Consider the following 11,726-nt stretch of genomic DNA (forward strand, 5'->3'; position numbering starts at 1 on the left):
GCGTCGACCAGGAAATCGACAGTGCCCGCTATATGTCTGTGACGGCGACGTCCGTGAGGAGGTACGTCCCCACGTAGACGACGAGGATCAGCGCGACGATGATCGTGGCGATCGCTGCCGACTGCTCGGCGTTCCCGTTGGCGATGCGACGCCACATGAGCACCTGGATTACCTCGGCGTTCCCGGCACCGAGTAACAACGGGATAGAGAGACTCTTCATGTAGTCGATAAAGAGCAACAGATATCCCGAGACCAAGCCGGGCTTGAGGAGCGGAATGAACACCCGCTTGAATGTTCCAAACAGGCCCGCGCCGGCGATGTTCGCGGCGTCTTCGAGTTCCTGCCCGATCGACCGAAACGAGGAGTTCGACGCCCGGACGCCGTAAACGATGAACTTCGCGGTAAAGGCGATCATCACGAGCCAGATCGTCCCGTACAGGCCGAAGACGTTGAAATTCAGGAAAAACCACAGGTACGCTGTTGAGAGGACGAGCCCCGGGATGACGATCGGAACGAACGTGAGGAAGTCGAGTACGTCACCGACGACCGACTCCGTTTTGATGACGATATACGAGACCAGCGCCGCCAGCACCATCCCGACGACCCCACCGACCCCGCTGAGGAGCAGCGTATTTTTCAAAGCGAGTCGGAACGTCTCGGCGGAGCTGCCGACAAAAAAGTGCAGGTAGTTTTCGAGCGTCCACTCGACGTGTTCGAGGTCGAACCCAAGGAACGTCTGCTGGAACGAAGAGGCGACGAGAGTCACCACCGGGAGCAAGTAGAGAAAGACGATCAGGGCGAGAAACACGGCCGACAGCACGTGGCCGTAGCGGCCGAGGTCATACTCGGCAGTGGTGACGTTGCCCTGGCCGGCAATCGTCTCGTATTTTTCGCGGGCGCCCGAGAGGCGGCGTTGAGCGGCGACGCCGAACACAGCGATAAGGAGGAGGATCATCCCGAGGGCGGCGGCGAACGTAAAGTCGTAGGGGTAGCCCCGCAGGGCCAGATACATCTGCGTCGCGAGGACGAAGACGCCGCCGCGGATACCGAGGATGAGCGGTGTCCCGAACGACTGGAGGAGGCGGGTAAACACGATCACAGTCGCGATGAGCAGTGACGGACTCGCCAGCGGGAGCGTGATCTTCCGTAGCGTCATCAGAAGCCCTGCACCGGAGATCTCTGCCGCCTCCTCTAATGACGCGGGCACTGACTCGATAGCCCCTTTCGTGAGCAGATAGACGATACCGGCGTAGTGTGACCCCGACACCAGTGCAATACCCCACACACTGAAGATGTCGACTGGCGGGGCGTCGAACATCGGCAGCGCCAGGAGAACCTGATTGACCGGGCCCTTCGGACCGGCGTAGAACTGCCAGGAGAGCGCCAGGATGTACGACGGCAGGAAGTACTGCACGAGGAAGGCAGGCGCGATGAGGCGTCTCCCAACAATATCGGTTTTCGTCGTCACGACAACGCCTCCGACGCCGAGCACGAGCGCGATCGCTGTGCCCGAGACGGCGACCGCGACCGTGTTCCCGAGCGTGCTGTACACCTGGGGCGAAAACAGTTCCTGGTATCCGCGCAGCGTAGCTGTGCCACCGAGGCCGGGGGCGGTCGTCCAGAACGATCCCCAGATGAAAAAGGCGATCGGACAGCCGATGATCACCAGCAACACCGACAGCACGCCCCACCGGAACAGCACGTTCGGTAGCTGGCGGGTCACGGCTCTGGAGCTGTATGGCTGACCGCGTGTTCAGTTCGTCGGGGCACCGATGGCGTTCTGGTAGGTCGTCTCGTAGCTCTCGATGGAGTTCTCAAACTGGAAAAACGCCGGTATCGTCTTCCCTTCGACCAACTCGAGTAGCTTGGAAGGTTTTGCCGCCGACCGGTCGGCCGCGACGGCACCCTCAACCAGCACTTGCATATCCGTCCACTGGAAGTACTTGTCGAGGAAGAGGTACGACGCCCATGGATGCTGGGGTTTGGCGGCCATTCCCATGGGAGCAACCGTCGGCGTCGACGCCTCGCGGCTCCAGACCGGTTCGGTTGGGAGCCCTTCGCGCTTGAACTTGAGGGGGTGTTTGTAGTTGGCCAGGTAGCCCACGCCGTAGTTGCCCTGTGCGACCTGCTTGGGGACGCCGTACGTCGATTTGATGAGCGTCGGATTCTGGTCGGCGAGATCCTGTAACCAGCTCTCGCCTTTGATGTCAAGCATGACCGGCATCATGATCGTCTTCGGCGTCCAGTCGAGGACGATGGTGCCGTCGTCGAATCGGTCGGCCATGAGTTCGTCCCACGACTGGGGCGGGGCCGACACCATTTCGGTGTTGTACGAGAGCCCGTAGACGACCTGGTTTTTGATCCCGAACTGCGGGTGGATCTTGACGTCCTCGGGCAGGTCTTGGTAGGCCGGGATGTGGGTCAAGTCCCCGAAGGGGACGCCGGCTTTGATCAGCGCGTCGATGTTGCTGAGGTCGGTGACGTCGATATTGCGCTTGTCGGCTTGGACCTCGCGCTGGTAGCGCTGAGTCAGCGTGTCACCCGACTGTTTGACCACATTAATGCTGTTGGTCAGCGGTTCGTAGACGCCCTCGTAGTCGTGGTCGCGAATCCCCTCGATGAATTTCGGATTCTTGCTTACCGCGTAGAACTGTAGGTTCTCCTCTTTCAGTTCCTTCTCGGCCTGTCGTGAGACCGTCTTGCGCCACTCTTCGGCCGACAGCTCTTTCAGTTGCTCAACCTCGCCTGCTTGGATCCCGCCGCTGGTGGTCGCCGAAGCATCGCCACCCCCGGAACAGCCGGCCACGCCGACCCCGACACCGACGCTTGCGACCGTCTTCAGCATCCTGCGGCGTCCCTGGCTGGTCACTTTGCCCGCCGCGCTCTCTGCGTGCGCACCGTCCCGTTCACGTTTGGAAACCATTGTCCGAACCCATTGCTGAGATGTAGTGTAACGGTTTATATTCTTTAGGGAGATATTTATACAGTGAGAGCGAAAAATTGCGAATAACAACGTGATACAAGGGGACGTAAGATAGAATAGTAACGTGATTTTAGGATAATAATGATAACGTGATTTTTAGACAGATTAGCCCGAACGCAGAGGTGTAGGGGTTACCGTAGAATGATGACGTGAATACTATTCACCGGCCTGTTCGAACGTGCGGGTATGCGCGGTCCGGCAGCGAAGCTGTTCTATCCTGTCGTGTCACCGCTGTTCCTCAACGCGATCCACGAAGAACTCAGTGACGGACTCGGCGACGCCGAGAGCGCTCCGCTCGATATCCAGTGGAGCGAACTGGGGATGTATTCGCCATTCAAAAACCGTATTGAGAAAGTTAATCGACCACTACTATGAGTGTGGGTATCACAGACTGACTAATTTTAATATAATTGCCACGATATGCGAGAGTGACGCCCGAAACAGCTCTCAAACTGGGAGGATTCAACACGATGATCACCACTTGCCTCACCACGCGGCGTACTCGTTTTCCCATAGCCGTGGGTCTCGTGTTCGGCGAGTGCCTCCAACACCAGTGTGCAAAGAGACCGGGCGCACCCCGCCGGATTCACGTCAACCTCGAATACAAGAGTTCGACGCACTCCGGCGACGGCCGGACACGCTCTCCCGCATAACTCGACCCCCATACGGACTACCCGTCAGGGGTCGGGGAACACGGGATTGCCGCCTGCCTTTGCCCAGTACTCGCTCAGTACACAGCGTGATGCGAGTGCGGGGTGCCCGGCTCGCGGCAGATTGGTCTCCGTTCGTTTCGAGAGTGAGACGAACGGACTCCGTCCGCGCTGAGCGCACGGAGGTCGCAAGCCAATAACCCCGCAGCGAGAGCTGCGGATACGTCGAGCCCCGGAGTCTCCGCTGGCGAGGGACGCCGGACTTTGAATCCGGAGGTCGCCGGTTCGATTCCGGCCGGGGCGACATGCCGACGTGGTGTAATCCGGCGAGCATACGGTCCTGTCACGGCCGTGATCCGGGTTCAAACCCCGGCGTCGGCGTAGATGCGTGGCCCGGCCACGTGGGGATACTCATCGAGGTAGGCAGCCCGTTGGTGCGATCAGCTGGATCGTTCCGACGATGCTGGGCCCAGCAGGGTCTGCAACCTACATGAGCCGGTGTGGTATTCCCGGGAACACCCGAAGTACGCCCCCGCGATGAGACGCGCAACCACGACTACTCGGTCGGGGTTGCGCAGTTGGAAAGTCGTACAGATAGATAATCAACTGCCAAACGCTCGGCAGTCCAGTGAGCCGATGGTCCAGCGGACGACGATCTGTGCCTTGGGCGCACAGGACCGAGGTTCGAATCCTCGCGGCGACATTTTCTCCCTGTGGTCTAACGGCTACGATGCCTCCCTGTAGAGGAGGAGACGCACGTTCGAGTCGTGCCGGGGAGACTGCGGGACGGTGGAAGAGCCTGGCATTCACACACTCTCGCCGAATTTTCACCGGAGATCCGGTGCGACGGTGAGAGTTCCTTCATCTCACTTGTAACGAGAACACGCAGGTTCGAATCCTGCCCGTCCCACTGACCGATGACCCGTTCCAGACGAGGCCACCCCGCTCCAGTAGAGTAGCGGCCAAACTCACGGCCCTCTCACGGCCGAGCCCCCGGTTCGAATCCGGGCTGGAGCATTCTCCAACAGTCCGAGACCGCTACTTCCAGCCGACGAGACTGAGGGACGGACAGCTGTGGAGAACTGAGAGATGCCCATGAGTGAGTTCCGAATTGTGTGCTGCGGGATAGGATAATGGCAGTCCACGGGGCTCATATCCCCGAGGTCCAGGTTCGACTCCTGGTCCCGTAATGGAGGACAACAGTGGGACTATTCGATACAGTCGAACTCTACGACGACGTCCACCTACCGGAGTACCCCGAAGGGATTACTCCTGCCGAGGACGTCGACTGGCAGACGAAAGGCATCGATCGACCGACTATGACCACATTTCGGATTACGGCGGACGGTCGGCTCCTTGAAGAGGAGTGGCACACCGAAGCGGTCCCGCCGGAAGATCGACCATACGCGAGCCGAGACGACGTCGACGAGGAAGATCTCCTCTACATGGCCGGCAGTCTGAATCGAGTCCACGACGGGTGGATCGAACGAGACGACTACCACGGCCGTTTCGAGCTCACACACTCCGTCGAGGATCTCGATACACTCGTCACGTATCAAGTGACGTTCACGCACGGGCAACTCGAGGGCTTCGAACGGCTGCGTTGACCCGTGCGTGCCTACAACTCGACACTTGATTTACCCCTTCCAAGGCTCCCGGAGTCTCCGTTGGCGAGAGACGCCACCTCTTCAAGGTGGAGGCCAGGGGTTCGATTCCCCTCGGGAGCACTCGGGGAGCTGGCTCTGACAGCGTTTTCCCGTGTCTGATATAGCGGGCAGCCACGGGTCCGTGGCGCTGTCACAGTCGGCTCCCCTGCGTGGGGTCGTCAAGGTGGTGCGTTCCTTCGCCCGCAAAGCACACCAACGGGAGTCATAGCCCGTCGCACCACCGGTTTCCCGACCGCACGTGGCGACCGTCGAGTCGGAGCGTTGCTTCGCCAGGAACTCGCAGGTTCAAATCCTGTCGGTGGCGCAGTCCATCGAGAACATCCCGGACAAAGAGCGTACGAGAGGACGCTCGACACCGGTCCCGCTCCGACGGTTTTCCGGTCGCCGTGTCGCCAGTGGCCGTCGATCTGGAGCGCTACGTCGATAGCACGCTACGGGGTCGAATCCCGTCTGTCGCTCCAGGAATTGTCCGGCCACTTGTGTTCCCGTAGCTCAGTCAGGACAGAGCACCGGCCTTCGAAGCTGGGTGTCGCACGTTCGAATCGTGCCGGGACCCTCCAGCCAAGCGACGCGAGGCTGGGATCGGGGAGTTTCCCCGTGATACTCGCTGCTCACAGAGCGTGTGGGCATCTGCGGTCGGAGTCGCCTGTTGCGGCTCCGGGTGATAGGATGGAATTCAACACGCCAAAGCAAACGGTCGCGGAGGCAACGCGGACCACCAACTACGAAGGTGGGGAAGCGTTCGAGCCTGCCGACCCTCGACTGGCATTGTACAAGCGCACGATTAATCAGCTGCTGGAAGGGTCGTTCTATGAGTCCGATGACGAGCAGTTGGCTGCTGTCGTTCACCGGTTCGACGCCGCCGCAGACGACGACCCGGTGTTCGTCCTGAAGCTCGCGGCCTACGCGCGGCAAGAGCTCTACTTACGGGACATCCCACAAGTACTGCTCGTGCTGGCAGCCAACGACGACCGGTTCAAAGATGAGTCCGATGAGTCGGTCATCCGCGAGTGGGCACCGGCGATCATCCAGCGGATGGACGAAACAGCGACCGCGCTGGCTGTCCACGATCAGCTGTTCGGCGGAACTGCGCCGTGGCCGCTTCGACGCGGGGTCGAGGACGCGCTCGTTGAGATGGCTGACGCCTACACGCTGAGCAAGTACGACCTATCGCGGCGTGAGGTGACGCTGTACGACGTCTTCAACCGCGTTCATCCCACGCCCGTCGACGACGAACAGGAAACGCTCTTCGAGCGGTTCATGTACGGCGACCTCGACGACTATCCCGACGTCGACTCGTTGCCAGCGCCGAACACGTGGGAGACGGTCATTTCTGAACGTGGCAACACCCGAGACGCCTGGGAACTGCTCATCGAGGACGACGAGTACACGCTACCCATCTTCGCGTCGATCCGGAACCTCCGGAATATGCTCGAAGCCGGCGTTCCGGAGGACACCGTCGTGGATCACCTCGACCTGGAGGCCGTCCGACACGCGCCGCTGTACCCGTTCCGGTACTACCAGGCCTACACCGCGCTGCAAGACGCGGATGTCCAGGCACCGACGGTCGAGCAGTGGCTCGAAGAGGCAATTGATGTCGCAGTCGAGACGGTGCCCAACGGATTCGGCGATACCTTCGTCGCGGTCGACCTGTCGGGATCGATGGATCATCCACTGTCCGCGAACAGCACGCTCCGATTGAAGGAGGTCGGTGCGTTGTTCGGTGCGATCCTAGCCGACCAAGGTGCCGAGGTCGGCGGGTTCGGTGACGACTTCCAGACCGTTCCGATGCACGTTGACGAACCAGTACTACAGCGTCAAGCGGCGGTGTTGGCCATCGACGATGACGTCGGGAACTCGACAAACGGTTGGAAGGCGATCAAGCACCTCCACGACAGCGGTGATACTGTTGAACGGATCGTCGTGTTTACCGATATGCAGATCTGGGACAGCACGCCGTTCACAGCGCGCGATACCCAAACAATCAAGGACGCATTCGATGCGTATCGAGACGAGGTGGCTGCGGATACCGCGCTGTATCTCGTCGATCTCGCGGCCTATGGCGACCTCGTGACGCCAGAAGGCTACGAGAACGTCTACAACATCTCGGGGTGGTCTGAGAACGTCCTCTCGTTCATCGAACACGCCGAGAATCCGACACAGGTCATCGATGAGATCGAGACGTTCGAGCCCTCGTAACTGTCCAGTGGCCCACGACGAGTAGCGGGGGAGAGATCAGAGACAGACTCGCTGGTGTCTCGGATCTTGAGTCGATCAGACGAATCAACTAAGCCGTTCAGAATTGTACTCGCCTCGGATATGCCCTACAGCGACGAGGAGTTGCTTGAGGATATCCGTGCCGTCGCAGCGATCGTCGAGCGAGCGCCCTCCCTGCAGGATTACCGTGACCACGGCGAGTACGCCGCAACGACGATCACGCGCCGGTTCGACTCGTGGCAGGACGCCGTCGCCCGCGCCGGCTTCGAGCCGCATGCCGCTGAGAGTGAACTCCCAACGGAAGAGTTGCTCGCCGAACTGCGGCGGCTCGCCGATGACCATGACCAACGCCCGACAGCCGAGCTCATGAACGATGAGGGCCAGTACTGAGTGTCGACATATCGTCGGCGGTTTGGATCGTGGGCAAACGCGCTTGCCGAAGCCGGCTTTGAGCCCGCAGACGCCCGGACGGCTGCACAGATTTCCGAAGCCGACCTCTTGGCAGAACTGGACCGGATGGCCACCGCCAAAGGTGAGACCCCAACGTTCCAGGAGATGGAGACTGACGGCGCGTACAGTCCACGGACGTATGTCGACCGATTTGGCTCGTGGACCGACGCGCTTGACGCTGCCGGCCTCGAACCCCGCGAGTCCGGCAGAGTGAGCGACGCGGACCTGCTCACGGAGCTTCGTCGGTTGCGCGATGCGCTCGGTACAGAACCAGTCGCCGATGATGTGCGTGAGCGGGGCGAGTATAGCCTCGCAACGTATCAACGCAGATTCGGATCCTGGTCAGACGCCAAAGACGCCGCGTTCGACGAGTGATCCCAACGCGACAACGCACGAGGTGGCTGGCCGGAAACGCTGAAATCGCCTTCGAAAACGGTCTAGCTAGTGTGTCGACAGTAGCTAAATGCGTCTTGCTGGAGAGAGTCGACAAATGACTTCATAGCTTTCTCGCTACGGGACCGCGAGTTCAATACTGATCGCCCACTGCCAGGCGTTTGTTACCTCTACTTAGCCCGAGAATCTCCAAGAATCCCATAAAATTGCCCAACACGATACGCGGCAAAGGCACTAAATACAATCGGAGTCGCGATAAAGAAAATCAGGAGAACCTCTTCACGCGTCAACAATCCGGTGATCGCATTTTTGCTGACACTAGGTAATCCCGCGAGGATAATGGGGACGAACAAGAGGATACTGAACATTAACGCAGCCGTCAAGCGCGTGTATGGCCAGATTCTGTCACCACTATCTGTAGATGACATTAGGCCTTCACCTCGGAACGGATTTCGCTTTCTGCCGAGGTTTGTGTGAACGTCTCCCAATCCTGTTTCGCCCATTCTTGAGCGCGCCGGACGCGATCGGGTGCAGATTGGAATTGGCCGTGATCGCCGTGTTCTTCGACATAGCGAAGACGACGAAGCAAGCCGTCCATATTCGCGTTTTGGATGCCCAGGCCAGGACGCCGGTTCACTTCGAGCACCATCGGCCCGTTGGCCTCATCAAAGACAATATCAACACCAGCGAATCCAAGCCCGCTGGAGATCGCAGCGCGAGAGGCCATCGCAAGCACCGCTTCCCACTCCGGAATGGCGAACTCGAGGTCGGCCCCCGTATCAGGATGAGACTGGATGAACGCATCGCGAGTCTGCTGGTAGCCACCGGACGCTTCGCCAGTGAGAATATCGATAGCGACGGCGACAGCACCGGTATGGATGTTGGCGGTCCCGTTTGATTCGTTGGTAGGAAGTCGGACCATCGACATCACAGGGAACCCCTGGAGGGTGATGACTCGAAGGTCGGGCACTCCACCCGTCGTTCGGTCTGCAAGCAGGCCATCGGGTGTGATGAAACCCTCGACAAGCGCCACCCTCCGAGCACCGTAGTCACCGACACCACCAACGCAGATCTTCCGAGTGTGAGCCACAATCTCCTCAGCCGTCAGCCGCCCACGATTCGTGAGGAACTCGTTGGTCGCTTCGTCTCGACCACGAACGACGAGTATGTCGCGGCCACCATACCCGTCGATCGGCTTGATAGCGAAGGTCGGTTGCGTCTCGATAAGGGTCCGTAACTCATCAAAATCGGATTCGTCTTCAGCGATAAGATACGTAGCCGTTGTGGGGATCGAGAGCCCGTGAAGGGTCTTTTTCATCTCGCCTTTATTGAACTGCGCCATAATCGGCGCGGGATTGTATTTGTTGATGAACTCCCGATTCCTGACTCGCATCGTGAGGACATCACCAGTGTTGTCTTTTCCGAGAGAGCGTCGTAACTCTCTGAATCGGAGATATTCGCCAAGCCGGACGTCAGTGAGCGTCCCGAGAGCAATATTGATGGCGACGAGCGCGACCCAAAGCTCCGGCGAGTGGATGACGAGTGTGACGAGGGGTTCGAAGGTGATAATCACGAACGCCGCAGCGATTCCAATAAGGGTAGCAGCGAGGCGCCGCGTCGCGGGCACCCACCCAGTTTCGGTGAGGCTCCCGACAAAGCGCTCGGCGTACCACGTCGTCAACACGACTGGGAAGAGAATAACCGCTTGAAGCGACGGGATATCTTGGAGTTGCCCAGCGGCTTCGATAACAAATAAGCCAATAGCTGCGACGACAAGGAGTGACGCCACCCGGTGAGGTGTTCCGAGGTTCAAATCACTAATCGCAACACGGGCGAGTGCCGTGAGAACGAAGATGTACGCGATAACGAGAAAGCCCCAGAATGGCCCAACAACGACCCACGAAAAGGCCAGAATAACGGGACCGAATACACCAAAGGTGCTCATTCCAATTTCGTTCCGGAAGACGGCGATAACTGTCCCAGCGATCATCAACCGGAAGGCAAAGTCGAGATCTTCGGCTACCGGAACGAACAGCGCAGAGTTGCTCCGTAGGAACACAGCAACAACCATTAAGCCGAACAGAAGCACCACACTGGGGAGGTGCTGTTTAACATTCAGATCCATGAGTTCCCTCGTGAATTCCAGAGTATGAGATGGTTAATTGCCCCACCGCCCGAGGAGAGAACGCTCAGACATCGATCTGTTTGATAGCACTGAATAGACATTATCTACTGTCGTAATGCGATTTGAGTACTTAAATTAGCCTTTTGTATACAGAGGTCAGAGAAGCATAATCTCTCTCGAGTAACCGGAACTGCAACCTTCACAATTGTCAGCCGGCGGACGGTGTACCGAGCCGAATCGTGGCCCGTGGACTGCCGTGAGATGACTAATTAGCGGTCCGTCATAAGCCCATAATATTATCTTGTCGAGGTAATTCTCTGGGTCGTGTCGAAGTCGTCAGCAAACGAATTGACTAAGCGCAAGTTTTTCGCTGTAGTGAGGGAACACTGTCCGCACACATGGACGTGACCGAAGACGCGGTCCAAGACATCTGCACGGACGCGGTCTTCGAGCGCGGCGAGACCTACCTCGCAGAGAACCGCATCCGCGAGATCCACCGCGTCGACGCCACCGTAACCGCCGTCGTGAGTGGAAGCCACCAGTACAATATTCGCGTCGATCTCGCGGCCGATAGGTTCGATCCGTGGTGTGAGTGCCCCTACGACGGACCGGGAGCGTGCAAGCACGTCGTTGCCGTGCTGCTTCGGTGTGTCGACGAGGTTCCGACCGACGAGGGCGACCGACTCGACGCCGCGCTTGACGCTGCCGACGCGGACGATTTGCGAGCGTTCCTCCGTGAGACGCTAGCGACCGACGCCGCCCTCCGCGAGCAGTTCTTTGCCCGGTTCGGCGAATCCTCGACACGCTCGGTCGACGAGCTACGCGCCGCCATCGACCGGCGGTTTGAGGAGACCAACCCGGAGTATTACGTCGTCTTCGAGCCGATCGACTTCTCGGAGTGGTTCAATCTCGCGACCGAGTACCGCGAGCAGGGCCGAGACGCGCCGGCAGCCGCAGTCTATCGGGCGCTCGTCGAGGCACTCGACGGCAACATGGAGCGCGTCGACGGCGCGTACGATCACTTCTCACAAGCGTTCACACGAGCGCTCGACGGCTACGTCGACTGTGCCACAACTGTAGACCGAGAGACCGACGGAGCCACAGACGCCGTCGCCTTCCTCGAGGAACGAGTGGAGTCGGGAACGCCGTTTCTCGCTGATCAGTTCGAGCGTGCGGCGACCGAACTTCGAGAGAAACTGGCGGAGAGATCTGACGGCTGAGTGGGCTCGACAGGGCAACAC

At 59.4% G+C, this 11,726-nt stretch carries 9 protein-coding genes and 8 tRNA genes; 14 read left to right on the forward strand and 3 right to left on the reverse strand.

What is annotated here, in order from left to right:
* Positions 1 to 28: 28 nt before the first annotated feature.
* Positions 29 to 1,723, reverse strand: a complete 1,695-nt coding sequence (locus Hrr1229_RS01515; RefSeq protein ID WP_123114523.1) for an iron ABC transporter permease — start codon at positions 1,721 to 1,723, stop codon at positions 29 to 31.
* Positions 1,724 to 1,753: 30 nt separating this feature from the next.
* Complete coding sequence (locus Hrr1229_RS01520; RefSeq protein ID WP_123114522.1) at positions 1,754 to 2,923, reverse strand: extracellular solute-binding protein; 1,170 nt, start codon at positions 2,921 to 2,923, stop codon at positions 1,754 to 1,756.
* Between the two features lie 246 nt (positions 2,924 to 3,169).
* Here Hrr1229_RS01520 and Hrr1229_RS01525 point away from each other — a divergent pair, with 246 nt between their 5' ends.
* From Hrr1229_RS01525 to Hrr1229_RS01585, 13 genes are all read left to right on the forward strand, one after another.
* Positions 3,170 to 3,358, forward strand: coding sequence for a hypothetical protein (locus Hrr1229_RS01525; RefSeq protein WP_123114521.1), 189 nt, complete (start codon positions 3,170 to 3,172; stop codon positions 3,356 to 3,358).
* 503 nt (positions 3,359 to 3,861) lie between these two features.
* Positions 3,862 to 3,937: transfer RNA gene (locus Hrr1229_RS01530), tRNA-Gln, on the forward strand.
* A 3-nt stretch (positions 3,938 to 3,940) separates the two neighbouring features.
* Positions 3,941 to 4,014: transfer RNA gene (locus Hrr1229_RS01535), tRNA-Asp, on the forward strand.
* Positions 4,015 to 4,265: 251 nt separating this feature from the next.
* A tRNA-Pro gene (locus Hrr1229_RS01540) sits at positions 4,266 to 4,333 on the forward strand.
* A gap of 83 nt (positions 4,334 to 4,416) precedes the next feature.
* Positions 4,417 to 4,543 (forward strand) — tRNA-Thr (locus Hrr1229_RS01545).
* Positions 4,544 to 4,577: 34 nt separating this feature from the next.
* Positions 4,578 to 4,650 (forward strand) — tRNA-Glu (locus Hrr1229_RS01550).
* Positions 4,651 to 4,752: 102 nt separating this feature from the next.
* Positions 4,753 to 4,823: transfer RNA gene (locus Hrr1229_RS01555), tRNA-Met, on the forward strand.
* A 12-nt stretch (positions 4,824 to 4,835) separates the two neighbouring features.
* On the forward strand, positions 4,836 to 5,240 hold the full coding sequence (locus Hrr1229_RS01560; protein WP_123114520.1) for a hypothetical protein: 405 nt from the start codon (positions 4,836 to 4,838) through the stop codon (positions 5,238 to 5,240).
* A gap of 44 nt (positions 5,241 to 5,284) precedes the next feature.
* Positions 5,285 to 5,360: transfer RNA gene (locus Hrr1229_RS01565), tRNA-Glu, on the forward strand.
* A 420-nt stretch (positions 5,361 to 5,780) separates the two neighbouring features.
* Positions 5,781 to 5,856 (forward strand) — tRNA-Arg (locus Hrr1229_RS01570).
* Positions 5,857 to 5,969: 113 nt separating this feature from the next.
* Positions 5,970 to 7,499, forward strand: coding sequence for a TROVE domain-containing protein (locus Hrr1229_RS01575; protein WP_123114519.1), 1,530 nt, complete (start codon positions 5,970 to 5,972; stop codon positions 7,497 to 7,499).
* Positions 7,500 to 7,619: 120 nt separating this feature from the next.
* Positions 7,620 to 7,907, forward strand: a complete 288-nt coding sequence (locus tag Hrr1229_RS01580; protein ID WP_123114518.1) for a hypothetical protein — start codon at positions 7,620 to 7,622, stop codon at positions 7,905 to 7,907.
* Entirely contained in the window at positions 7,908 to 8,342 is a 435-nt protein-coding gene (locus Hrr1229_RS01585; protein WP_148041769.1) for a hypothetical protein, read from the forward strand.
* 445 nt (positions 8,343 to 8,787) lie between these two features.
* On the opposite strand, the gene Hrr1229_RS01590 is transcribed toward Hrr1229_RS01585, so the two are convergent.
* Positions 8,788 to 10,485 (reverse strand): sugar-transfer associated ATP-grasp domain-containing protein, encoded by a 1,698-nt coding sequence (locus Hrr1229_RS01590; protein ID WP_123114516.1) that lies wholly within the window; start codon positions 10,483 to 10,485, stop codon positions 8,788 to 8,790.
* Positions 10,486 to 10,883: 398 nt separating this feature from the next.
* On the opposite strand from Hrr1229_RS01590, the gene Hrr1229_RS01595 reads away from it, so the two are divergent.
* Positions 10,884 to 11,705 carry an SWIM zinc finger family protein gene (locus Hrr1229_RS01595; protein WP_123114515.1) on the forward strand — a complete coding sequence of 274 codons (822 nt, stop codon included), beginning with the start codon at positions 10,884 to 10,886 and terminating at the stop codon, positions 11,703 to 11,705.
* Positions 11,706 to 11,726 lie beyond the last annotated feature (21 nt).

It is taken from the genome of Halorubrum sp. CBA1229, from assembly GCF_003721435.2.
Classification (GTDB): domain Archaea; phylum Halobacteriota; class Halobacteria; order Halobacteriales; family Haloferacaceae; genus Halorubrum.